Source organism: Weizmannia sp. FSL K6-0777 (genome assembly GCF_038593185.1).
GTDB classification, from domain to species: Bacteria; Bacillota; Bacilli; order Bacillales; family Bacillaceae_C; genus Weizmannia; species Weizmannia faecalis.
Genome location: NZ_CP151971.1, coordinates 3191932 through 3216530, shown reverse-complemented (window position 1 = coordinate 3216530; position 24599 = coordinate 3191932). Strand labels below are relative to the sequence as shown.

16 protein-coding genes and 3 pseudogenes are annotated in these 24599 nt (G+C 47.0%); 16 read left to right on the top strand and 3 right to left on the bottom strand.

The genetic code is table 11. The annotated features are described in order from the left end of the window. The first annotated feature begins 191 nt into the window (after positions 1-191). The 11 genes and pseudogenes from NST70_RS15385 to NST70_RS15335 all read left to right on the top strand — a co-directional run bounded on the left by NST70_RS15385 (position 192) and on the right by NST70_RS15335 (position 14371). Positions 192-887, top strand: coding sequence for a heptaprenylglyceryl phosphate synthase (locus tag NST70_RS15385; protein ID WP_014096913.1), 696 nt, complete (start codon positions 192-194; stop codon positions 885-887). Positions 888-924: 37 nt separating this feature from the next. Beyond that, positions 925-1605 (top strand): annotated as a pseudogene (locus NST70_RS15380) (UvrD-helicase domain-containing protein); the annotation flags it as partial. A gap of 912 nt (positions 1606-2517) precedes the next feature. Then, positions 2518-4059, top strand: a pseudogene (locus NST70_RS15375) (3'-5' exonuclease); the annotation flags it as partial. Between the two features lie 72 nt (positions 4060-4131). Further along, entirely contained in the window at positions 4132-6138 is a 2007-nt protein-coding gene (gene ligA, locus NST70_RS15370; RefSeq protein ID WP_342475439.1) for an NAD-dependent DNA ligase LigA, read from the top strand. 41 nt (positions 6139-6179) lie between these two features. Then, a complete protein-coding gene (locus NST70_RS15365; RefSeq protein ID WP_014096917.1) occupies positions 6180-7346 on the top strand; it encodes a CamS family sex pheromone protein in 1167 nt (388 codons plus the stop codon). Positions 7347-7521: 175 nt separating this feature from the next. Beyond that, a complete protein-coding gene (aceB, locus tag NST70_RS15360; RefSeq protein ID WP_342475438.1) occupies positions 7522-9117 on the top strand; it encodes a malate synthase A in 1596 nt (531 codons plus the stop codon). A gap of 213 nt (positions 9118-9330) precedes the next feature. Then, complete coding sequence (gene aceA / locus NST70_RS15355) at positions 9331-10608, top strand: isocitrate lyase (protein WP_026104537.1); 1278 nt, start codon at positions 9331-9333, stop codon at positions 10606-10608. 248 nt (positions 10609-10856) lie between these two features. Beyond that, positions 10857-11147 (top strand): Asp-tRNA(Asn)/Glu-tRNA(Gln) amidotransferase subunit GatC, encoded by a 291-nt coding sequence (gene gatC, locus NST70_RS15350; RefSeq protein ID WP_014096920.1) that lies wholly within the window; start codon positions 10857-10859, stop codon positions 11145-11147. Between the two features lie 12 nt (positions 11148-11159). Beyond that, the gene (gene gatA / locus NST70_RS15345; RefSeq protein WP_017550758.1) at positions 11160-12617 is read left to right on the top strand and encodes an Asp-tRNA(Asn)/Glu-tRNA(Gln) amidotransferase subunit GatA; all 1458 of its coding nucleotides are present in this window, start codon (positions 11160-11162) and stop codon (positions 12615-12617) included. A gap of 12 nt (positions 12618-12629) precedes the next feature. Continuing rightward, entirely contained in the window at positions 12630-14063 is a 1434-nt protein-coding gene (gene gatB, locus NST70_RS15340) for an Asp-tRNA(Asn)/Glu-tRNA(Gln) amidotransferase subunit GatB (protein WP_013860578.1), read from the top strand. Between the two features lie 101 nt (positions 14064-14164). Further along, positions 14165-14371, top strand: coding sequence for a hypothetical protein (locus NST70_RS15335; protein WP_013860577.1), 207 nt, complete (start codon positions 14165-14167; stop codon positions 14369-14371). A gap of 239 nt (positions 14372-14610) precedes the next feature. Here NST70_RS15335 and NST70_RS15330 read toward each other — a convergent pair whose 3' ends face one another. Next, positions 14611-14997, bottom strand: a complete 387-nt coding sequence (locus NST70_RS15330; RefSeq protein WP_017550759.1) for a general stress protein — start codon at positions 14995-14997, stop codon at positions 14611-14613. 376 nt (positions 14998-15373) lie between these two features. Here NST70_RS15330 and NST70_RS15325 point away from each other — a divergent pair, with 376 nt between their 5' ends. After that, entirely contained in the window at positions 15374-15991 is a 618-nt protein-coding gene (locus NST70_RS15325; RefSeq protein WP_342475437.1) for a hypothetical protein, read from the top strand. Positions 15992-16150: 159 nt separating this feature from the next. Here the strand turns inward: NST70_RS15325 and NST70_RS15320 are convergent, their stop codons facing one another. Beyond that, positions 16151-17326 carry an IS256 family transposase gene (locus NST70_RS15320; RefSeq protein ID WP_017551449.1) on the bottom strand — a complete coding sequence of 392 codons (1176 nt, stop codon included), beginning with the start codon at positions 17324-17326 and terminating at the stop codon, positions 16151-16153. A 470-nt stretch (positions 17327-17796) separates the two neighbouring features. On the opposite strand from NST70_RS15320, the gene NST70_RS15315 reads away from it, so the two are divergent. Both NST70_RS15315 and NST70_RS15310 read left to right on the top strand, forming a co-directional pair. Next, positions 17797-18597: an arylamine N-acetyltransferase gene (locus NST70_RS15315; RefSeq protein WP_014096925.1), complete on the top strand. Its 801-nt coding sequence runs from the start codon at positions 17797-17799 to the stop codon at positions 18595-18597. A 339-nt stretch (positions 18598-18936) separates the two neighbouring features. After that, on the top strand, positions 18937-19851 hold the full coding sequence (locus tag NST70_RS15310; RefSeq protein ID WP_014096926.1) for a diacylglycerol kinase: 915 nt from the start codon (positions 18937-18939) through the stop codon (positions 19849-19851). A gap of 440 nt (positions 19852-20291) precedes the next feature. On the opposite strand, the gene putP is transcribed toward NST70_RS15310, so the two are convergent. Then, positions 20292-21770 (bottom strand): sodium/proline symporter PutP, encoded by a 1479-nt coding sequence (gene putP, locus NST70_RS15305; RefSeq protein WP_081111656.1) that lies wholly within the window; start codon positions 21768-21770, stop codon positions 20292-20294. Between the two features lie 191 nt (positions 21771-21961). Between putP and rlmD the strand changes: the two genes are divergently transcribed. Together rlmD and NST70_RS15295 are read left to right on the top strand one after the other, a co-directional pair. Continuing rightward, entirely contained in the window at positions 21962-23335 is a 1374-nt protein-coding gene (gene rlmD, locus NST70_RS15300) for a 23S rRNA (uracil(1939)-C(5))-methyltransferase RlmD (protein WP_014096928.1), read from the top strand. 362 nt (positions 23336-23697) lie between these two features. After that, positions 23698-24195, top strand: a pseudogene (locus tag NST70_RS15295) (LURP-one-related family protein). Positions 24196-24599: the final 404 nt, after the last annotated feature.

Genomic DNA, 24599 nt, shown 5'->3' with positions numbered 1-24599 from the left:
TTTTTCCTTCTGCCGGCACCGCTTTTTTTGCATAAGCATACAGGAGAGATTTTCCGGCTTTAATGGGGGGAAAGCGCGGCGTTTCCGGGCAGGCCTGTTATATTTTCCCGTTCCGATGAAAAGCTTTTTTGCCTGTACCTTCAAATGCTATAATGGGCTATGATGGATGAAGAATGGAGGATTTCCGGTTGATGTATGATGTGCGTGAATGGCGGCATGCCTTCAAATTGGATCCGAATAAAGATATTTCGGAAAAAGATTTGGAAAAAGTTTGCGAGTCCGGCACGGATGCAGTGATTATCGGTGGAACGGACGGTGTCACCCTTGATAACACGTTACAGTTAATGTCAAGGGTGAGAAGATACGCCGTGCCGTGCTGCCTCGAAGTATCGGATCCGGACGCAATCGCACCAGCTTATGACCTTTACTTGATTCCGGCGGTTTTAAACAGCAAAAATACAACTTGGATCACCGGTGCCCACCATAAAGCAGTGAAAGCATACGGGGAATGGATGAATTGGAATGAGATCGTCATGGAAGGCTACTGTATTTTAAATCCGGACTGTAAAGCCGCTCAGCTTGCAGAAGCAGCAACCGGCCTTGATGACGACGACGTTCTCGCTTATGCAAGCATGGCGGAGCATATGTTCAAGTTTCCGGTTTTTTATTTGGAATACAGCGGCACTTACGGAGATCCAAAGCTTGTTGAAAAAGTGAAAACAGTACTGGAAGATACCGTTTTGTTTTACGGCGGCGGCATCCGCACTGCGGCACAGGCTGCGGAGATGGCACGGGCTGCAGATGTAGTGGTCGTCGGCAATGTGGTTTATGAAAATATACACGAGGCCGTGAAAACGGTTCGGGTTGTAAAGCAAACAGGTTTGTGATAAAATAGAACAAACATTCTCATTTGGTGGTGAAATCATGCAATTTTTAACCGACCGTATTCTGAACGGGCTGAACCCCGAACAGAAAGAAGCGGTCAAAACAACGGAAGGGCCGCTTTTGATTCTTGCCGGGGCGGGAAGCGGCAAAACGCGGGTGCTGACTCGCCGCGTTGCCTATTTAATGGTGGAAAAAGGCGTGAATCCGTATAATATTTTAGCGATTACGTTTACCAATAAGGCCGCCCGCGAAATGAAAGACAGGATTGCCGGGATCATGGGTGGTGCTGCTGAAGAAGTGTGGATATCCACCTTCCATTCGATGTGCGTGCGCATTTTGCGGAGGGATATCGACAGGATCGGCTTTAACCGCAATTTTTCAATCCTTGACGCGACCGACCAGCTATCGGTCATTAAAAACCTTTTAAAAGAAAAAAATCTGGATCCGAAAAAATTTGATCCACGGGCGATTTTAGGGAAAATCAGCAGCGCGAAAAATGAACTGATTGATTTTGAGCAGTACGCCAAACAAGCGGGCGATTTTTTTGACCAAATTGTCAGTGACGTATACGAGGCTTACCAGCAACGCCTGAAGAAAAACCAGTCGCTTGACTTTGACGATCTGATCATGATGACAATCCAATTGTTCAAGCGCGTCCCGGAAGTCCTCGAATACTACCAAAGAAAATTTCAATACATCCACGTTGATGAGTATCAGGATAGTGCGACACGTTGCTAATTGAAAAGATTAGCCACCAGCGAAAGCTGGGAGAACTGATGATTCGAAGAGTCGAATGAAGGAGTAACGCCCGGAAAGGCTCTCCCTGATCCTCCGAATAGCGTCAAGATAGGTAAGGATCTTGAGGTTATAAGCTCGGTGAAGTCGGCTGAATGCTGCCGTAACAAGTCAAGTTGACGAAAGCTTTCCAGAGGTGGAAGGTGCAGCAAATAAGCCGGGGGTCTATAAAACACTCATGGTGAGAATGTTAGTGAACAACAACTAACTGACGAAAATCCGAATGTACGGTTCTAGAGGTATAGATGCTAGAAATGGCATTGTCACGGTACGTGGCGCTAGTGAGGTGGAGTAAGAATTGTCTTTATGAAACACCTTGACGTGTTACAGGCACGTCCAAGCTAGCAGGACTAGAGGATTCACCTAAAAGTGTATGTACAGATAGAATCATCGGAACGTGGGAAGCTGACAACGCGGAGGACTTACCGGCCAATGAAGCGGTGATAAGGAAAAGCGAAGGCTATAACTTATCTTTATGTCAGTGAAAGTGGTGGCACAGTACCGTTGAGGTGATGGAAACATCATGGAGGGATAGCCACTAGTCAATTTGTTAAAGCAACTACATTTATCGTCTATCAGGTTCGAGTATGACTAAGAGAAACGAAAGCTGCCAGTAACCGGGTGGTGATTAGTTGACTGATAACAACCAAAAGCTAAAGAAAGACGAGAATGCCCTAGATAAAATCAACAAACTTCGCGATTTGGTTGGAAACGATAAAATAGTAGGTATTATAACGCGATAACAAATTGATGGAACGCCGTATGAGGGGAAACTCTCATGTACGGTGTGAATGGGGGGAAAAGCTGGAGATGACTTCAAAGGCTTACCTATCCATATCCAATAAATCCCAGTATACACTTGTGAAATTGTTGGCTTCAAGGTTTCAGAATTTGTGTGTTGTCGGGGATAATGACCAGTCGATTTACCGTTGGCGCGGTGCGGATATTGCCAATATCTTGTCATTTGAAAAAGATTACCCGAACGCGAAAGTCATTTTGCTCGAGCAAAACTACCGCTCGACGAAGAAAATTTTACAGGCGGCCAATAAAGTCATCGAAAACAACGCAAACCGGAAAAAGAAAAATTTATGGACGGAAAACGATGAGGGGCAAAATCTCGTCTATTACCGGGCAGACAGCGAACAGGGGGAAGCGCAGTTTGTTGCCGGAAAAATTAAGGAACTCACTGCATCGGGTAAACGCCGGTACTCCGATATTGCCATTTTGTACCGCACGAACGCCCAGTCCCGTGTCATCGAAGAAGTATTGATGAAATCGAACATTGCCTACAATATCGTCGGCGGCACCCGTTTCTACGACCGGAAAGAAATTAAAGATATTCTCGCGTATTTGCGGGTCATCGCCAATCCGGATGACGACCTCAGCCTGACCCGGATTATCAATGTGCCGAAACGCGGGATCGGTCAGACTTCATTGGATAAGATCGTGCGTTATGCGGCGGACCAGGATGTTTCCTTATTTACGGCACTTCAGGAAATCGATTTTATCGGCCTCAGTCCGAAAATTACCAAAGCCTGCCGAGAATTTTACGAGCTTATCAGCAATTTTACCCGGATGCAGGAATATTTATCCGTTACCGAACTGGTGGAAGAATTGCTGGACAAGTCCGGCTACCGGGATGCGCTGAAACTGGAAAAATCGCTTGAAGCCGAAAGCCGGCTCGAAAATATTGATGAATTTCTTTCAGTTGCCCAGGAATTTGAGAAAGAGAACGATGACAAAAGCCTTGTTGCCTTTTTGACGGATTTGGCGCTTGTCGCGGATATTGACCGGCTTGAAGAAGATGATGCACAAAAAGATGCCGTTGTATTAATGACGTTACATGCCGCCAAAGGGCTTGAATTTCCGGTTGTCTTCCTGATCGGCATGGAAGAGGGCATTTTCCCACACAGCCGTTCCCTCATGGACGAAGCGGAAATGGAAGAGGAAAGGCGGCTCATGTATGTCGGCGTCACGCGGGCACAAGAGGAGCTGTACCTGACCAATGCTGAAGTGCGGACGCTTTACGGGCGCATGAATATCAATCCGGTTTCACGGTTTATCAATGAAATTCCGGAAGAATTGATCGAGGATATTCGCAAGGAGGAAAAAGACCGGCTCGATTTCCGCCAGGTTTCGCGCGGCAAAACGGAAAGAAAAGAGAAACGGCCGCCTGTTGTTCCTGCCTGGCAACAAAACGGGGCCGGCAATCTTTCCTGGCAAGTGGGCGATAAAGCCGAACATAAAAAATGGGGGATCGGCACGGTTGTCAGTGTCAAGGGAGAAGGCAAATCAGCCGAACTTGACATTGCATTCCCGAGCCCTGTCGGCATCAAACGGCTTTTAGCCGAGTTTGCGCCGATTACAAAAGTAGAATAGAATAAGTCTGGACAACGAAAGGGACACAGGCGGCAAATGCCTCTTTTGCCCTGATGGAAAGGATTGTTGCACATGGATAATCACGCGGCAGCCGCCCGGGCAGCCGAACTGCGCAAACTGCTGAACCAGTACAGTTATGAATATTATGTGCTCGACCGCCCGAGCGTCCCGGATGCGGAATACGACAGGCTTTTGCGTGAACTGCAGGAGATCGAAAATGCGCATCCGGAGTTGATCACGCCGGATTCGCCAACGCAAAGGGTCGGAGGAGAACCTTTATCCGGATTTGCCAAAGTGGTCCATGATACACCGATGCTCAGTCTGGCAAATGCCTTTAACGAAGCCGACCTTCGCGATTTCGACCGCAGAGTCCGGGAGACGGCCGGCGATCCATATGAATACGTGTGCGAACTGAAAATCGACGGGCTGGCGATTTCGCTTAAATATGAGAATGGTTTATTCGTCCAAGGGTCCACAAGAGGGGACGGGACGATCGGTGAAGACATTACGGCCAACCTCAGAACCGTCCGCTCGATACCGCTCAGGCTGAATGAACCGGTCACCATCGAGGCGCGCGGGGAATGTTTTATGCCGAAAAAGTCTTTTGAGGCATTGAACCGTATCAAAGAAGAAAACGGGGAAGAACCGTTTGCCAATCCGCGCAATGCGGCAGCCGGCTCGCTCCGCCAGCTCGATCCGAAAATTGCGGCATCCCGGAACCTTGATACATTTATGTATGCGATCGGTGATACAACCGGGCTCAATATTGCCGCCCATAGCGAAGGGCTTGCGTATTTGGAAAAGCTCGGCCTTAAGGTCAATAAAGAAACAAGGATATGCCGGGATATCGGGGAAGTGCTCGAATTTATCGCGGAATGGACGGAAAAACGGCCGGCCCTCCCGTATGAAATTGACGGCATTGTTATTAAGGTAAATGACTATGCCCAGGAAGCCGCCCTTGGCACAACGGTGAAAAGCCCGCGCTGGGCCATTGCTTACAAATTTCCTGCCGAAGAAGTAGTCACAAAACTGACCGGCATTGAAGTAAAAGTCGGCCGCACCGGGGTCGTCACGCCGACTGCGATACTGGATCCGGTAAGAGTGGCCGGAACAACCGTCCAGCGGGCCACGCTCCACAATGAAGATCTGATCCGCGAAAAAGATATCCGGATTGGGGACTATGTCATAGTAAAAAAAGCGGGCGACATCATTCCCGAAGTGGTCCGCCCGATTCCCGAACGGAGGACCGGCGAAGAGCAGGCGTTTTCCATGCCGTCCCACTGCCCGGACTGCGGCAGCGAGCTTGTCCGGCTCGAGGATGAAGTGGCGCTCCGCTGTATTAACCCGAACTGCCCGGCGCAGATCCGCGAAGGGCTGATCCATTTCGTATCAAGGAATGCGATGAATATTGAAGGGCTGGGGGAAAAGGTCATCAGCCAGCTGTTCGCGCATGAATTGATCCACAATGTTGCGGATATTTACCGACTGAAAAAAGAAGAACTGTTACAATTAGAAAGAATGGGGGAAAAATCGGTTTCCAATTTGCTTGCCGCAATTGAAGCCTCAAAAAAGAATTCGCTGGAAAAATTGCTGTTCGGCCTCGGCATCCGCCATGTCGGCGCTAAAGCTGCGAAAATTTTAGCAGCGCATTTCGAAACAATGGAACGGCTGTCGAAAGCAACGCGTGAAGAACTGGAGGCCATACCCGATATTGGCGAAAAGATGGCGGATTCCATTGTTACGTATTTTGAAAATGAAGAAGCGCTTGGCCTGGTCCGGGAATTGGCTGCGCTCGGGGTCAATATGGTTTATAAAGGCCCCAAACGTGCGGAAAAGCGCAATGCAGATTCGCCTTTTGCCGGAAAGACGGTCGTTTTAACCGGAAAACTGGTGAACTTGACCCGCAACGAAGCAAAAGAAAAACTGGAGGCGCTCGGGGCAAATGTGACCGGCAGCGTAAGCAAAAATACCGACCTTGTCATCGCCGGGGAAGATGCGGGCACAAAGCTGACCAAAGCGGAACAGCTCGGCATTGAAGTATGGGATGAAGCAGCGTTTTTGGAACGGCTCCATTCATAAATGCAAGGGAAAGCGAGAAATCAAAAAGGTGGAAAGGCAGTATGAAAAAATGGTACCCCCTCATCATATCGATGGTTTTACTGGCAGGCTGTTCACCGGGTTTCGGCTCGGATAACAAAGTGGTCCAGAAAAGCAACAATAAAAAAGAAACATCCGTTGTTTCGAGTTACCAAATTTCCGACCAGTATTATAAAAATATTTACCCCTATAAAACGAGCAAATCGCGGGGGCTCGTTGTCAGCAACTTAAATACTTCATATGATATCGAGGAATTTGAAACCGGCCTGATGCGGGTTGCGCAGAGAAACTACCCGCCGGATGACTATCTTTTTCAGGAAGGCCAGTATCTGACTTCCGACACCATAACAAAATGGCTGAACCGGAAATATACGGTAGACCAGTTGAAAAAGAAAGGCCTGAAAGAACAGGACAATGTCGGGCTGAATCCGGTGAATGATGAAAAAGGATCGGCAAAGCAGCAAAACGAGAAAAACCCGATTTATTTGGCGCAAATTCTCGAACAGGATTATTTAACAAAAGACAGCAAAGGGAACGTCAAACTGTCCGGCGTTGCCATCGGGCTTGCCCTGAACTCGGTTTATTACTATCAGACGGAAAAGTACGGTTCCACGTATGACGTCAATATTTCCCAAAAAACGCTGGACGAAAAAGGGAAGCAGATTGCATCGGAAGTCGTCCAGCGCCTGCGCAAGATGGATGGATTGAAAAATGTCCCGATTACGATCGGGCTGTACAAACAGCAGAGCAAGGATTCCGTTATTCCCGGAAATTACTTTGCTTACGCTACCGTTCCGGCAAACAGCACATCTGCAGACGATTGGAAAAACATCAATGAAAAATATTATTTGTTCCCGTCCGACGATGCGGAAAAAGCCCATCGTGATGATGAGAAAACATTTGAGAATTTTAAAACGGACATTGAAGACTTTTTCCCGAATTACACCGGGTGTATTGGCAGGGCAAGATACAGCGACGGGCAGCTTGCTGATTTAAGCATCGACATTCCGATCCAGTTTTATGGCCAGGCGGAAGTCATTGCCTTTACGCAATATGTCGCCGGCTTGGTGGTCAAAACCTTCCCGGATTATGTCAATTTACAAGTGAGCATCACGGCTAACAATGAAGCAAAAGCGCTCATTGTAAGAGAATCAAAAGCAAAAGACCCGACCGTCCACATTTATAACTGAAAAAAGAGCAGATACATGAAAATTGTATCTGCTCTTTTTTTAGTATGTCACATTTCAAAAAAGGAAAACATTTTTTAAGTTTTTTTCAAAAAAAGGCTACCATTTTTGAAAACACTGTTATATAATAAAAACATGCAAAACATACTGTATTATAACAAGGAAAGGGAGTGCAGATATGGAGACCAAAGCACCAGGCATTACCGTAACGGGATCCATCCATGACGGGTATGACGACATATTGACCCCGGAAGCGCTGCAATTTTTGGAACAGCTGGAGCGGCATTTCGGCGAAAGGCGGCGTGAACTGCTGGCCTACAGAAAAAAGCGCGATGAAGAAATCAAATCGGGCAAGCTTCCACATTTTCTCGAAGAAACGGCCTCCATCCGCGAATCCGACTGGACCATTGCCCCGCTTCCCGAAGATTTGCAGGACAGGCGTGTGGAGATTACCGGGCCGGTTGACCGGAAAATGGTGATCAATGCTTTGAATTCAGGCGCAAAAATATTTATGGCCTGCTTTGAAGATGCTACTTCCCCGACATGGGAGAATATCATTGAAGGCCAGATCCATCTCCGTGATGCGGTCAACCGGACGATTACTTTTACCGGGCCGAATGGAAAAGAATACAAACTGGCCGATCATCCCGCTGTCTTAATCGTCAGACCGCGCGGATGGCATTTGGAAGAGAAACATATTTTAGTAGACGGTAAACCTATATCCGGCAGTTTAACAGATTTCGGGCTTTACTTCTTCCATAATGCCCGCAGGCTCCTTGAAAACAGCACAGGCCCGTACTTTTACCTGCCAAAAATGGAAAGCCATCTGGAAGCGCGCCTTTGGAATGATGTTTTTATCTTTGCTCAAAAGTATATCGGCATCCCGAAAGGCACCATTAAAGCGACTGTCCTGATTGAAACGATTATGGCTGCATTTGAAATGGACGAAATCCTTTACGAACTGAAAGAGCATTCGGCAGGCCTCAACTGCGGGCGCTGGGACTATATTTTCAGCTATATTAAAAAACTGCGTACCAATCCGCAGTTTATTACGCCAGACAGGTCTCTTGTCACCATGACGGTCCCGTTTATGCGCGCTTATTCGCTTTTGACCATTAAGACGTGCCACCGCCGGAATGCGCCGGCAATCGGGGGAATGGCCGCGCAGATCCCGGTAAAAGACGACCCGGCAAAAAATGAAGAAGCCTTCCAAAAGGTGCGTGCCGATAAAGAGCGGGAAGCAAGAGACGGGCATGACGGCACCTGGGTTGCGCATCCTGGGCTTGTGCCAGTCGCCTTGGAAGCATTTAATAAAGAAATGCCTGAGCCGAACCAAATCCACTCCGGCAAGCAGATGGATTTTACGGCGACGGCAGATGATCTGCTTGCTGTGCCGCAAGGGGAAATCACGGAAAAAGGAATCCGTGAAAACATTTATGCCGGCATCCAGTACATCGAATCCTGGCTCAGGGGAAGGGGTGCTGTGCCGATCTCGAACTTAATGGAAGATGCGGCGACGGCTGAAATTTCTCGCACCCAGCTTTGGCACTGGATTCGCCATCCGAAGGGCGTGCTTCAAGACGGCAGAAAAGTGACGATTGAGCTATATGAACAAATCAAAGCGGAAGAACTGGAACGCATCCGCCGGGAAATCGGGGAGGAACATTACCGGGCCGGCCGTTTTGAAGAAGCAGTGGCCTTATTTGACCGGCTTGTTAAAGAAGACGAATTTATTGAATTTTTAACCTTACCGGCGTATGAACTGCTGGGCTGATCGAATGGCGATTTGACGAAGCATGAGCGCAGCAAGGGGAGTCGTACAATGGAAAGCTCTGCAGTCATGCAGAGAGGAATCATATGAATACCGTAAGCTCTATATGTTAGCTGCTTTAGCCGCAGCCGTATAAAGGAGAATCGTTTGAACCTCGGGAAAGCCTTATTTTGCCTGCGGATTTACATTATATTGAAAAAATGGGAGGAATTTTTGATGGTAAACGAAAAAGCGCTTGAATTGAAACGAAGCTGGGAGAAAGATGAAAGGTGGCAGGGGATTGTCCGCCCGTATGCTCCGGAAGACGTGCTCAAACTGAGGGGTTCTGTTCAAATTGAATATACTTTGGCGCGCAGGGGGGCGGAAAAATTCTGGAATCTGCTGCATACGGAAGATTATATCCATGCATTGGGTGCACTCACGGGAAATCAGGCCGTCCAGCAGGTAAAGGCCGGATTGAAAGCCATTTATTTAAGCGGCTGGCAGGTTGCAGCTGATGCGAACCTGGCCGGGCAAATGTATCCGGACCAAAGCCTGTATCCGGCGAACAGCGTGCCGAATGTCGTCAAACGGATCAACCAGGCCCTGCAGCGTGCCGACCAGATCCACCATGCAGAAGGGGACGAACGGATTGATTGGTTTGCGCCGATCGTTGCCGATGCAGAAGCCGGTTTTGGCGGCCCGTTAAACGTATTCGAACTGACAAAAGCGATGATCGAAGCGGGTGCCGCGTCTGTCCATCTTGAAGACCAGCTTTCATCCGAGAAGAAATGCGGCCATTTGGGCGGCAAAGTGTTGCAGCCGACACAAACAGCTATCCGCCATTTGATTGCAGCCCGCCTTGCTGCTGATGTCATGGGCGTGCCGACCGTTATCATTGCCCGGACGGATGCAAATGCGGCAAATCTGATCACAAGCGATGTTGACCCATATGATGCGCCGTTTATCACCGGGGAACGGACAGCGGAAGGTTTTTACCGCACAAAAGCAGGCATAGACCAGGCGATTGCCCGCGGCCTTGCTTACGCGCCATATGCCGATATGATCTGGTGCGAAACGAGTGAGCCGAATCTGGACGAAGCACGCCGGTTTGCAGAAGCGATCCATGAAAAATTCCCGGGTAAACTTTTGGCTTACAACTGCTCGCCGTCGTTCAACTGGAAGAAGAAACTCGATGACAAAACAATTGCGAACTTCCAGAAAGAAATTGCGCGCATGGGCTATAAATTCCAGTTCGTTACGCTTGCCGGCTTCCATGCCTTGAACCACAGCATGTTTGAACTGGCCCGCAACTACCGCGACCGCGGCATGGCAGCCTATTCCGAACTGCAGCAGGCCGAATTTGCAAACGAACAATATGGTTACACGGCAACACGCCATCAGCGCGAAGTCGGGACCGGTTATTTCGATGAAGTCTCGATGGTCATCTCAGGCGGCACTTCTTCCACCACCGCACTCACAGGATCGACCGAGCAGGAACAATTCATTCATTAAATTGGAACACGCCAAAACGCGGCAGGACGAAGCCAGGTCTGCCGCGTTTTCTTTTTTGCAACCCTGGCCGCCCCCCTTGCTTAAGGGCGGGCTTTTCTGCTATGATCAATAGTATTGCAGGGTTCGATTCGCCCCATATGAACGGACAGTCAGGCCCCGCTTTCCGGGTTGTGCTGCGGGGAATGAACTGCACGCCCGATTGGTTCCACGTACAATTGATGTGACTTTTATAACGGAGGTGAAAGGCTATGCCTGATATTTCAAAAGAACAAGTCCAACACGTTGCCGACCTGGCACGCCTTGAAATGAATGAGACGGAAACGGAAAAGTTTACGAAACAGCTGGGGGATATTATCCATTTTGCGGAATCATTAAATGAACTTGACACAACCGGGGTTCCGCCGACCACGCACGTACTTGAAATCCGCAATGTCATGCGTGAAGATACAGTGGAAAAAGGACTGCCGCGTGAGCTTGTGTTGAAAAATGCGCCGGATACTCAGGACGGCATGATCCGTGTGCCGACAATTGTAGAATAAGGAGGGGAAAGCATGTCTTTATTTGACCATAAAATCTCGGAGCTCCACGAGTTTTTACATAATAAGGAAGTTAAAGTTTCAGAACTTGTTGATGAAGCGTATCAAAAGATTTCAGAAACAGACGACAAAGTGAAAGCTTTTTTAACGTTAGATGAAGAACGGGCCCGCAAAACTGCAGCGGAACTGGACGGCAAAATTGGCTCGCCGGAAGCTGAAAATGTGCTGTTTGGCATGCCGATCGGAATCAAGGACAATATTGTCACGAAAGATTTGCGGACAACCTGTGCCAGCAAAATCCTTGAAAACTTCGATCCCATTTATGATGCCACGGTTATGGAAAAATTACATAAGGAAAAGACGATCACAATCGGCAAATTGAATATGGATGAGTTTGCGATGGGTTCGTCGACGGAAAATTCCGCATTCCAAATCACCCGTAACCCTTGGAACCTGGATACGGTGCCGGGCGGTTCTTCTGGTGGTTCGGCTGCAGCGGTGGCAGCAGGAGAAGTACCGTTTGCGCTTGGATCCGATACGGGCGGCTCGATCCGCCAGCCGGCTGCATTTTGCGGAGTTGTCGGAATGAAACCGACTTACGGGCGCGTTTCCCGTTTTGGCCTTGTCGCATTCGCCTCTTCGCTCGACCAGATCGGGCCGATTACCCGGACCGTGGAAGACAATGCCTATCTGTTACAAGCGATTTCCGGGCTTGACCGGCATGATTCCACCTCAGCCGATGTGGAAGTGCCGAACTATGTGGAGGCGCTCAAAGGCGATGTAAAAGGCTTGAAAATTGCCGTGCCAAAAGAATACTTAGGCGAAGGCGTCAGTGAAGAAGCACGCCAGGCTGTTCTCGATGCCTTGAAAGTGTTGGAAAAGCTCGGTGCCACATGGGAAGAAGTGTCGCTGCCGCATTCGAAATACGGCGTGGCCACCTATTATTTGCTTGCTTCATCCGAAGCGTCTTCCAATCTGGCCCGTTTCGACGGCGTCCGCTACGGCTACCGTTCGCCAAACGCCACGAACCTCGAAGAATTATATAAAAAGACCCGTTCGGAAGGTTTTGGGGACGAAGTAAAACGCCGCATCATGCTCGGAACTTTTGCGCTAAGTGCGGGCTATTACGATGCGTACTACAAAAAAGCACAACAGGCCCGCACTCTGATCAAAAAAGACTTTGACGATGTACTCGAAAAATATGATGTCATCATCGGGCCGACAACGCCGACGCCTGCCTTTAAAATCGGGGAAAAAATAGAAGATCCGTTAACAATGTATGCGAATGATATTTTAACAATTCCGGTTAACCTGGCAGGCGTTCCGGGGATCTCTGTTCCATGCGGGTTTGCAGGCGGGCTGCCATTAGGGCTGCAAATCATCGGGAAGCATTTTGACGAAAGCACTGTGTACCGCGTTGCCCACGCATTTGAACAGGCGACGGACTTCCATAACCAAAAACCGCAATTGTAAGGGGTGAAAAAGATGAATTTTGAAACAGTGATCGGACTTGAAGTGCACGTTGAACTCAAAACCAATACAAAAATTTTCTCGCCGGCGCCTGCGCATTTCGGGGCAGAACCGAATACGAACACAAATGTCATCGATCTCGGCTATCCGGGCGTGCTTCCGGTACTGAATAAAAAAGTGGTTGACTACGCAATGAAGGCCGCCATGGCGCTGAACTGCGAAATTGCAACCGAAACGAAATTCGACCGGAAAAACTATTTTTACCCGGACAACCCGAAAGCCTATCAGATTTCCCAATTTGATAAACCGATCGGGAAAAACGGCTGGATTGAAATCGAAGTGGACGGCGTAAAGAAAAAGATCGGCATTACCCGCATTCATATGGAAGAAGACGCCGGGAAACTGTTCCACGCGGCAAATGAAGGGTATTCTCTCGTCGATTTGAACCGCCAGGGCACGCCACTTATTGAAATTGTCTCGGAACCGGATATCCGTACGCCGGAAGAAGCGTATGCGTATCTTGAAAAATTAAAATCCATCATTCAATATACCGGCGTTTCCGACTGCAAAATGGAAGAAGGGTCACTCCGCTGCGATGCCAATATTTCCATCCGTCCAATCGGGCAGGAAACATTCGGCACGAAAACCGAACTGAAAAACCTGAACTCGTTCAACTATGTGCGCAAAGGCCTGCAGTATGAGCAGGAACGCCAGAAACAAGTGCTGCTTGCAGGCGGTGTGATCCAACAGGAAACACGCCGTTTTGACGAAGCAACCGGCAAAACGATTCTGATGCGGGTGAAAGAAGGCTCGGACGATTACCGTTATTTCCCGGAACCGGACCTTGTGGATCTGTATATTGATGACGCCTGGAAAGAACGGGTGCGCGCCGAAATCCCGGAACTGCCGGACGAACGGAAAAAGCGTTACACGGAAGAACTCGGGCTCCCGGCTTATGATGCCATGGTGCTCACACTGACGAAAGAAATGTCCGATTTCTTTGAAGCGACGATCGCAGCCGGCGCCGATGCAAAACAGGCATCAAACTGGCTGATGGGCGAAGTGTCCGCGTACCTGAATTCAGCCCAGAAAGAACTGCATGATATTGCGCTTACACCGGAAAGCCTCGCCGGCATGATCAAATTGATCGAAAACGGCACGCTCTCTTCGAAATTGGCGAAGAAAGTATTCCGCGAACTGGTCGAAAAAGGCGGTGACCCGGAAAAAATCGTCAAGGAAAAAGGACTTGTGCAAATTTCCGATGAAGGCGAGCTTTTAAAGATTGTAACAGAAGTACTGGATAAAAACGAACAATCCATTATTGACTATAAAAACGGAAAAGACCGGGCGCTCGGCTTTTTGGTCGGACAGGTCATGAAAGCAACAAAAGGGCAGGCCAACCCACCGATTGTCAATAAACTGCTGATTCAGGAAATGAATAAACGTTAAGTTTTCAAAAAAGCGGTGTGCCCCACCGCTTTTTTTGTTTTAAAATTTGGTGACCGGGTATATAACGAAAGGGTGAAATTGACGATAGGAGGCTGCAAACAATGTGTGATTGCTTATTTGAACTGACAACCACGTGTGCATATTGTTTGAGAAAAGCCGGCAAAGAAATTGATGCTGTTTATCCGGTGTATGACTGGAAAACAAATAAACTGCTCGGTTATTATTGCAAAGAACATTTTTTAAAAGTGAAAATCCGGAATTTGATCGAAGAAACTGTTGAAAAACAGGCAAATCCGGTAGAAGCTTAAAATACTTGCGATACAGTTGCCAGTTGAATAGAATGTATAAAAAGAGCGGGCAAAGTGGATGCCGGCTCTTTTTATGTAAGCGCATCCAAGTTGCGTGTCTTTTCAAAATGTACTGCCAAATCCGGCAGGCTGTGCTATAATAAGGATAACAATTGGAGAAAAAGAAAGAGAGTACGAATTAAGGGAAAAAAAACCGGTTCAGCGTACGGGCTGAACCGGTTTGGGTGAAACCATTCCTCTTAATCTTCACCGTTGTTTTTCGCTCTTGCGTTACCGCCTTTTTCTCCAATTTCTTGATAGAAATCTTTGTCATGGCTGTCAGCAGTGGCTTCTCCGCCTTTTTTGCCGATTTCTTGATAGAATTCTTTATCATGATTATCCGCTGTAGATTCTCCGCCTTTTTTACCGATTTCCTGATAGAAATCTTTGTCATGGCTGTCGGCAGTGGCTTCTCCACCTTTTTTACCAATTTCCTGATAGAATTCTTTGCCGTGTTTTTCGGAAGTGGTTTCTCCACCCTTTTTACCAATTTCTTGATAGAATTCTTTATCGTGGCTGTCAGCAGTAGCTTCCCCGCCTTTGCGACCTGCTTCTTCTACTGTCATTTTTTTATCTTTGTCTGCCATTTCAAATCTCTCCTTTGTTCGGTGATTTTGAATATCGCTTACGGTATCATATATACCACGATCTAGCAGGAATAAACTTTCACCAAAAAATAATAGACAAAAATGGAATCATCTTTTAAGCAGCGCCCGTCCGGAAAACGTTGTAAAAATGGGCATGCACCCTTTGAGAGACAGGTTTTGGAGAGGTGGAAACCGGGATGGGCAAATTGATTTTTGAAGGCTTCAAAAAAAGACCAAAAAGAGAGCCGAAATCCGAGCGAATTGTCCTTTTGGGGGTTCAAAAAGACAAAAGAGAGCCAGACACGGGGCCAATTGTCCTTTTGGAGGGTTCAAAAAGACAAAAGAGAGCTGGAATCCGGTCGAACTGTCCTTTTGGATGCCTCAAAAAGACAAAAGAGAGCCAGACCCGGGGCCAATTGTCCTTTTGAAGGGTTCAAAAAGACAAAAGGGAGCTGGAATCCGGTCGAACTGTCCTTTTGGAGGGTTCAAAAAGACAAAAGGGAACTGGAATCCGGTCGAATTGTCTTTTTGGGGGCTTCAAAAAGACAAAAGGGAGCTGGAATCCGGTCGAACTGTCCTTTTGGAGGGTTCAAAAGGACAAAAGAAAGCTGGAATTCAGTCGAACTGTCCTTTTGGATGCCTCAAAAAGACAAAAGAGAGCCAGACCCGGGGCCAATTGTCCTTTTGGAGGGTTCAAAAAGACAAAAGAGAGCTGGAATCCGGTCGAACTGTCCTTTTGGAGGGTTCAAAAAGACAAAAGGGAACTGGAATCCGGGCGAATTGTCTTTTTGGGGGCTTCAAAAAGACAAAAGAGAGCTGGAATCCGGTCGAACTGTCTTTTTGGAGGGTTCAAAAAGACAAAAGGGAACTGGAATCCGTTCGAATTGTCCTTTTGAGTGCCTCAAAAAGACAAAAGAGAGCCAGACCTGGGGCCAATTGTCCTTTTGAAGGGTTCAAAAAGACAAAAGAGAGTCAAGTCCAGGTTATTGTGTAAATTTATGGGCAAATGTTTTCAACCACCCCTTCATTTTTTCGGCTTAACTTCCATGGATTTTTTTCTTCATCTCCGGGAAGGGATGTCAAATGCCTTTCAATTTGACATCCCTTCCCGGAGATGAAATCATCCATGATGGAAGTTAAGCTGAAAATGCTGCTAACTATTCTTTCCCATAAGTGACTTCCTCTTCGAGTATTCTGTATCTTGATACTGCATTAAAACGGCACCAACCAAACGAAAAGCAGATTGGGTATTAGGAAAAATGCGAATGACCCTTTCCCTTCTACGAACCTCTTGGTTAAGCCGCTCGAGGGAATTAGTACTCCGTATGTGCATACGGATATTCTCAGGAAAGTTCATGTATTGGATAGTATCTTCAAAACCTTCATCTAAAATGGCCAGAGCTTTTTCAAATCTTGCTTCTGTACCAAATTTGTTTATTAATTCATCTTTAAACTTGCGTATGTCCTCAATCGTAACGGCCTCAAACACGCGCTTAATCATCACCCGGATTTCTGCAGTATCTTTTTTGGGCAGTTTTTCAATGATATTGCGTTTAAAATGAACATTGCACCTTTGCCAAGCAGTGCCAATGAATTCCCGTTGTATTGCTTTCTGAAGGCCCATGTGAGCATCGGAAATAACGAGTTTTGGTGATTGGAGTCCACGTGATTTAAGTTGTTTAAAAAATGAACTCCAACTCTCCAAACTTTCTGCATGGTCAACGCTTAAACCCAGTATTTCACGTGTATTCTTCTCTGTAATGGCAGTCGCAATATAAACAGCCTTTGATATGACCTTATGGTGCTCCCGTACTTTTATATACATGGCGTCCACAAACACATAAGGGTAGTAGGTTGTATTCAACGGTCTCTCGGCCCAAGCATTCACAATGGGATCCAGTTTTTGCGTAAGGGAAGAGACAAACGACTTGGATACATTCTTACCGCAAAGCTGTTCTACGACATTTGTGACCTTACGGGTAGAGACGCCATTGATGACCATCTCCAACATAGAAAGGACGAAAGCTTGGTCACATCTGGCATACTTTTCAAATAAGGTAGTTGAGAATTCGCCATTACGTGTCCGGGGAACTTTTAATGTAACATTGCCGATGCTCATCAACAGCTCGCGTTCATAGTAACCGTTCCGGTAATCCCGGCGTTCAACAGCGCGTTCATAAGGGCTCGTTTTTAAATAGTCATCCCTTTCCTTTTCCATAAACTCGTTTAACACGAGGACAACCGCTGATTTAATTACCGCGTCAAGATCGGAAGTCATGATGGCTTCTTTTAAAACATCCAAATTTAAGTTAAACTGTAAGTGAGTCATTTTATCTCCTCTTTTCATTAGTTTATCGTCGTTGAAAACAGTGTTGCCAAGAGTTGATAAAATGACTCCTTCTTTTTACACAATTATACGGACTTAATCCAAAAGAGAGCTGTAATCCGAGTGAATTGTCCTTTTGGAGGGTTTAAAAAGACAAAAGGGAACTGGAATCCGGTCGAATTGTCCTTTTGGGGGCTTCAAAAAGACAAAAGAGAGCCAGACCCGGGGCCAATTGTCCTTTTGGAGGGCTTAAAAAGACAAAAAAGAGTACCGGACCGGGAGCAAACTGTCCTTTTAAAAACTCCAATAAGGAAATAAAGAGCCTGTAAGCTGTGCGTCTAGTGCAGAAACGTTTAAAATAGAATAAGGATGCATGTCGAGTCACTTTTTTCATCCCTGTTGTTGCGAAAAAAAGGTTTTTTCATGCCGGGCAGCGAAAAGAACGGATAAAGCACTTGAAAGGGGAAAAGAAAATGGAAGAACAGGTGGAGGCTTATTTGAATTACTTAAAGCTTGAACGTGAAGAGCCGGGGCTGAATTTTTTGCAGCGGCTCATCCAGCACCATCTTTCTTGTGTCCCCTATGAAACGTTCAGCAAGTTTCATTACTTCCGTGAGGGGATTTACATACCTCCGTTTGAGACTTTTGTGGAGCATTTATGGGAAAAAGGATGGGGCGGCACCTGTTTTACATTAAACATCAATTTTGCGCGGCTGTTGCGTGGCTTGGGTTTTCAATGCTCGTTTGTGCGTGTGGTGCCCGGCCATGTCGCGCTGATGGTTTTATTAAACGAAAAAAAACTGTACGTGGATGTCGGCTACGGCTCCCCGATCATGAAGCCGGTTGAACTTGAGGCAAAACGGCGCCACGTGCTCCATGGTTTTGGTGAAGATATCATTTTTACGCAGCTTGAGCCCGGCCGTTACGAAATCGACCGCCGTTCAAATGGGAAATCTTTTGTGAAAAAAACAATTGAATGGCTGCCGCTTACGGAAGACGATTTGAAAGAAGATATTCGTGCATCATACCTTGACGACAACGCCAATCAGACGATGCGCAGGGTGACCGCCGTTCGCTTCAACGGGCGGGAATGCTACTATTTGCGCGACCGCTCATTAAAAATTATGAACTACCGCAATATCCGCGAGCTGCACATGCGGGATTTCGCCCGCTGGAAAGATACCATCGGGGAAGTTTACAAGATCGGCGAAGATGCTCTGCTGGAAACGATACAATTTCTGAATGAGCGCGGCATCCGTTTGTTCAGCCCGTGATGATGCGCAAGTATGGAATTTTAAAATGCACGCCAAATCATTCGTGCCTGCACGTCCCCCTTGCCTCGAACCACACTTTGGTACAAGGCAGCCACCACGCACACGGCAGCCGAAAAGGCATCTTTTTGCGGCCAAGGCGCACGCCGTACCTTGCTGTTAGTGGATTTTTTTTCAAAAAAGTTGTATTATAATTCGGTGGATGTACCCCATGCAAACGAACGGACAACATATCGAGCAGTTTCCCTATCTGGGTCTGTTTTTGGGGAAACTGTCCTTTATCTGCACGAAACAGGATTACATAAAGACGCATGTACATCAACATAAATAAGGATGATGCGAATGAAACGAGCAAGAATCATATATAACCCGACTTCCGGCCGTGAAGCGTTTAAGCGCCATCTCCCGGATGTACTGCAAAAATTGGAGGTGGCCGGATATGAAACGTCCTGCCATGCCACAACCGGCGGCGGGGATGCCATTAAAGCAGCAAGGAAAGCGGTTGAACGCAAGTATGATATTGTCGTGGCAGCCGGTGGGGACGGCACGATCAATGAAGTCGTCAACGGCATTGCCGAACAGGATTACCGGCCGAAACTCGGCGTCATCCCAATGGGTACAACCAATGATTTTGCACGCGCACTGCAAATCCCGCGTGATGTGCAGGCGGCAACGGAAATTATCGTAAAAGGCGATACCCTTCCAGTCGATATTGGGAAAATGAATGAGAAATATTTTATCAATATCGGTGGCGGCGGGCGGCTCACGGAACTGACATATGATGTGCCAAGCCGGCTGAAGACGATGCTCGGCCAGCTCGCCTATTATTTAAAAGGGATTGAAATGCTGCCTTCGATCCGCGCGACTCAGATGACGATTGAATATGACGGGAAGCTGTTTGAAGGCGAAGCGATGATGTTTTTAATCGGCCTGACGAATTCCATTGGCGGCTTTGAAAAACTTGCTCCGGACTCTTCAATCAATGACGGCCTGTTTACGTTAATGATTTTGAAAAAAACGAACCTGGCTGAGTTCATCCGGGTTGTTACCCTTGCGCTGCGCGGTGAACATTTGAATGACCCGAACGTCATTTACACCTCCGCCAGCCGCGTAAAAGTTCATTCACCGGATAAAATTTTATTAAATCTGGACGGCGAACTCGGCGGAGAAGCCCCTGCTGTTTTTGAAAACCTGTACCGCCATCTCGAAGTCTTTGCGCCGCTTGATAAAATCCGCCCGCAAGACAGGGTTGACTGACAAAAGAACGGGAAGCGGGCTTTTGTGAAAACACTGTCATCCTGGGTTTTTAGCAACAACCATCTTGGTAAAAAACCGGAAGCAGTCCCGGTTTTTAAAATCTGTGCCATCTCTGATTGGCAACATCCGCCCGCCGGACAAGGCTGACTGACAAAAGAACGGGAAGCGGGTATGCAGGTTGCCGGCTTTTGAAAACACTGCCATTGCGGGTTTTTAGCACCAACCGCCTTGGTGAAAAGACCGGAAAGCATTCCCAGATTTTGGAAATCTGAGCCATCTCTGATTGGAAATAATGCCTGTAGGACAAGATTAAACGCCGGAAGCATACACGCAGACTGCCGGCGTTTTTTAAATCTGTAGTCCAACCCGGCATTTTGTGCAACCCCTGCTCCATTGAAAAAGCCGGAAGCAGTATAAAAAGCTTCCGACGTTTTTTACAATCAACTTTCCTTTTTCATTGCGGAAAGGCTGTCATTAAATTCTTCTTCAATGCCTGCATGGTGTTTGTAGGTTGCGATGCTGATCACCATGCTGACAATCAGGTTAAAGGCAAAACCCGGTACCATGGAGTACAATTTGGCATCCATTCCTGACACGGTCCAGATAATCACTGTCACGGCACCCACAATCATACCGAAAAGGGCGCCCCAGTGGTTCATCTTGCGCCAGAACAGGCTCAAAAAGATCACCGGCCCGAATGATGCGCCAAACCCGGCCCATGCATAGCTGACAAGCTGCAAAATGGTGGAATCGCGGTTTAAAGCGAGCAATGCAGCGACAACAGAAACAACAAGCACCGCGAGCCTCCCGAAAAATACCGACTCTTTATCCGAAGCATTGCGACGGAAGAAGAGCTTATACAGGTCCTCCGTCAGCGCACTTGAAGTAACAAGCAGTTGGGATGAGACGGTGCTCATAATCGCTGCAAGCACTGCTGCCAGCACAAATCCGGCAATGAGCGGGTGAAACAAAATCTGCCCGAGCTGGATAAAAACCGTTTCCGGATTTTCCAGTTTATGGCCGGCCTGATGGAAATAAGCAATCCCAATCAACGCAGTAAGGGATGTGCCGATCAGCGACAAAATCATCCAGCCGATCCCAATTCTGCGCGCGCTTTTCGTTTCTTTTACCGATTTAATCGCCATAAAGCGGACAATAATATGCGGCTGGCCGACATAGCCGAGCCCCCACGCGAGCGCGGAAATGATCCCCAATGCCGTTGTCCCTTTGAAAAAGTCCAGCAAATCCGGATTGATCGATTTCACGGTATGGAAAGTTTCAACCGGCCCGCCCGTTTTGGTAAAAGCCACAATCGGCACAAGAACGAGCGCGATGACCATGATCAGCCCTTGGACAAAATCGGTCCATGAAACAGCGAGAAACCCGCCGAAAAGCGTGTACAACACAACAACGCCCGCAACGATGATCAGCCCTAAATAATAGGACGTATGGAATGAGTTTTCAAAAAAGACGGCCCCGGATACCATCCCGGAAGATACATAAAGCGTAAAGAAAATTAAAATGACAAGTGCAGAAACAAGCCGCAGCATTTTGGTCGGGTCTTTGAAACGGTTTTCAAGATAAGAAGGGATCGTAATGGAATCACCGGCCACCTTTGTATAGGAGCGGAGACGCGGTGCCACAAGCCGCCAGTTTAAATAGGCCCCAATCGTAAGTCCGATCGCAATCCATGCATCAGCAAGCCCGGTCAGATAAATACCGCCCGGCAGGCCCATCAACAGCCATCCACTCATATCGGCAGCGCCTGCGCTTAAAGCAGCAACTGCAGGGCCGAGCGAACGTCCGCCGAGCATATAATCATCGAGGTTGCTCGTCCGCCGGTAAGCCACCCAGCCGATCCAGAGCATCAGCACCATATAAATGGCGATCGAAATCATTTTTAATGTTTGATCACTCAAGAAGCGTTTCCCCCTTTGTTTTTGGTCCTTTCAACAACATTTTATCATCATAATATCTGTTTAATAAAGGTGTATTTTTAAAAACGGTCGAATATTCAAGAAAACAGTCCGCGGCAACTGATTGTTTTTCGCATTCAAAGCCGCTTTATGTTAAAATTTCCGTAGCCATTAAGACGAAAAGGAAGACAGGCATGAAAAAAACATTATCGGTTCAAAAGAACGAAGAAATAGAGGTTGTTTTTGAAGATTTGACGCATGACGGTGCAGGGGTGGCAAAGGTGGACGGCTATCCGCTGTTTGTCAAAAACGGCTTGCCAGGGGAGAAAGCCCGCATTAAAGTCATTAAAGCCAACAAGAACTACGGGATCGGTCGCCTCCTCGAACTGTACGAAAGGAGCCCGTACCGCGTCGACATCCCGAAAGAAGACGCACCGAAATACGGTGGCTGCCAGCTTGCACATATCCGCTATGATGGCCAGCTTATGTACAAAGAAAATCAGGTGCGCCAGGCACTCGCCCGGATTGGAAAAATTGAAGGCGCCCGCATCCATCCGATGATCGGCATGGACAACCCGTGGCATTACCGGAACAAAGCCCAGGTGCCGGTCGGCGAAAAAAATGGGAAACTCGTAGCCGGCTTTTTTAAACCGAGAACCCATGAAATACTAGATGCCGATGAGAGCGTGATCCAGCTTCCGGCGGTAAACGAAGCCGTCCAAGTGGTAAAAGAAATTTGCCGGGAACTTGGCATCCCGGCTTACGATGAGGAACATCACAGCGGCGTCCTCCGCCACATCATGGTGCGTTACGGGAGGAAGACCGGCGAGCTGATGGTCGTCCTGATCACGAGAACAGTGGAACTGCCGCATCGGAAAAAACTCGTGGATTTAGTGGTCTCGCGCCTGCCGCAAGTTAAGTCGATCGTGCACAATATCAACCCGAAGCGCACAAACGTGATTTTAGGGGAGAAAACCAAAGTACTGTGGGGAAATGAGGTCATTTACGACAAAATCGGGGATATAAAATTCGCCATCTCCGCGCCTTCTTTTTACCAGGTCAATCCCGTTCAGACGAAAGTGCTGTATGAAAAAGCGCTCGAGTACGCGGAACTTACCGGCAGCGAAACGGTCATTGATGCATACTGTGGCATCGGGACAATTTCGCTTTTCCTTGCACAGAAGGCCCGCAAAGTATTCGGCGTAGAAATTGTGCCGGAAGCGATTGAAGATGCAAAGCGAAATGCGGCGCTCAACGGTATCACGAATGTGGAGTTTGAAGCGGGCACAGCGGAAACGGTCATCCCAAAATGGTACGAGGCAGGCAACAAGGCAGATGTCTTAGTGGTTGACCCGCCGCGCAAAGGCTGTGACGAAGCCCTGCTCAAAACCATCCTGGAGATGAAACCGCAAAAAGTCGTCTACGTCTCCTGCAACCCGGCAACATTGGCAAGAGACTTGCGGTTCCTGGAAACGGGAGGATACCGTACAGTGGAAGTACAGCCTGTTGACATGTTTCCGCATACGACACATGTGGAAGTCGTCACAAAATTGCTGTTTGGGATGTAGAATAATATAAAACATTTCCCATTCAGACCCGGATTTCATTTTCGATTTCTGGGTCTTTTTCATATTAAATTACGATGTCTCTTTCGATTACTTTTCCTACAATATCTTATCGAATTATTTTTTGTGCAAAAGGAATGTCTTGAGCCTTTGTAACTTCAGGGCTAGGAAACAGAATAACAAGGTTTAGTGCATTTTATATAGTGTCCAAAGACTATTAAACAAACGAGCATTTAATTTAACTTCTATATTCAAGATTATTTTTCTATTCTAGTACAAACAGCCATGTCAACCCATTGGTGGATTCGGTATAATGTGAGAGAATAGAATCATAAAAAATTCCTTTAAAATAAAGGAGGACGGGTATGAAGCAGCTATATATGAAGCAGAAGGTTTTTAGTTTAAGCGGCAAATTTACGGTCAAGGATCAACAGGAACGAGATGTTTATTATGTTGAGGGCAGCTTTTTGCAAATCCCTAAGACGTTCTCGATTATGAATACAAAATGAGAGGAAGTCGCGCTTATTACGAAAAAGGCGTTTAGCTTTCTTCCAAAGTTTATTGTCGAGGTAAATGGACGAGAAGTGTTAACAATAAAGAAAGAGCTATCCTTCTTTAAGGCACGCTATACGATTGATGCGGCAGGAATTGAAGTGCGTGGGAATTGGCTGGATATGGATTTTGAAGTGTTGCGGCACGGTGAAGTGGTCGGTAAAGTTAGTAAGGAATGGTTTACTTGGGGCGATAGTTACAAAATTCAAATCTTAAAAGAAGAAATGGAAACGATTCTCATAGCTATCGTTGTCGCCATCGATTGTGTAAAGGCTGATCAGGCAGCTGCAAACTCGCCAGCAACATATTAAAGGGAAAAGTGACACTTTAATCACTCTGGGTCTCACACCCTTTTTTAAACTTATGGTTTGCACATACACATTTCCATAGATTTGACAGATGTGAAGAGTGTGATACCGAAGAAAAGGATTAAAAGCTGGATGAAAGCGGATTAATTATGTAATTCAAATAAAAATGTGAACTTATAAAAGATATATTGAAAAATGAAAGGAGCGTAAATATAATGAAAGAACCAGATAGGAAAAAACTATATCCAATGAAAACATAAAAACACCTGAAATATTCATAGCTACAAATCCCATTTGATAAATTTTGTTAAATTAGTTGAAAATAACGGTATTTAATTAAGAACCGTAGCCAATTCATAAAATAACTGAATTTTCAATAGAACAACTCTGGTATTTTGGGCATACTT

Bases quoted from the DNA above. Each gene is read 5' to 3' on its own strand.
- NST70_RS15385 (WP_014096913.1), top strand. From the start codon at position 192: ATGTATGATGTGCGTGAATGGCGGCATGCCTTCAAATTGGATCCGAAT.
- ligA (WP_342475439.1), top strand. From the start codon at position 4,132: ATGGATAATCACGCGGCAGCCGCCCGGGCAGCCGAACTGCGCAAACTG.
- NST70_RS15365 (WP_014096917.1), top strand. From the start codon at position 6,180: ATGAAAAAATGGTACCCCCTCATCATATCGATGGTTTTACTGGCAGGC.
- aceB (WP_342475438.1), top strand. From the start codon at position 7,522: ATGGAGACCAAAGCACCAGGCATTACCGTAACGGGATCCATCCATGAC.
- aceA (WP_026104537.1), top strand. From the start codon at position 9,331: ATGGTAAACGAAAAAGCGCTTGAATTGAAACGAAGCTGGGAGAAAGAT.
- gatC (WP_014096920.1), top strand. From the start codon at position 10,857: ATGCCTGATATTTCAAAAGAACAAGTCCAACACGTTGCCGACCTGGCA.
- gatA (WP_017550758.1), top strand. From the start codon at position 11,160: ATGTCTTTATTTGACCATAAAATCTCGGAGCTCCACGAGTTTTTACAT.
- gatB (WP_013860578.1), top strand. From the start codon at position 12,630: ATGAATTTTGAAACAGTGATCGGACTTGAAGTGCACGTTGAACTCAAA.
- NST70_RS15335 (WP_013860577.1), top strand. From the start codon at position 14,165: ATGTGTGATTGCTTATTTGAACTGACAACCACGTGTGCATATTGTTTG.
- NST70_RS15330 (WP_017550759.1), bottom strand. From the start codon at position 14,997: ATGGCAGACAAAGATAAAAAAATGACAGTAGAAGAAGCAGGTCGCAAA.
- NST70_RS15325 (WP_342475437.1), top strand. From the start codon at position 15,374: ATGCCTCAAAAAGACAAAAGAGAGCCAGACCCGGGGCCAATTGTCCTT.
- NST70_RS15320 (WP_017551449.1), bottom strand. From the start codon at position 17,326: ATGACTCACTTACAGTTTAACTTAAATTTGGATGTTTTAAAAGAAGCC.
- NST70_RS15315 (WP_014096925.1), top strand. From the start codon at position 17,797: ATGGAAGAACAGGTGGAGGCTTATTTGAATTACTTAAAGCTTGAACGT.
- NST70_RS15310 (WP_014096926.1), top strand. From the start codon at position 18,937: ATGAAACGAGCAAGAATCATATATAACCCGACTTCCGGCCGTGAAGCG.
- rlmD (WP_014096928.1), top strand. From the start codon at position 21,962: ATGAAAAAAACATTATCGGTTCAAAAGAACGAAGAAATAGAGGTTGTT.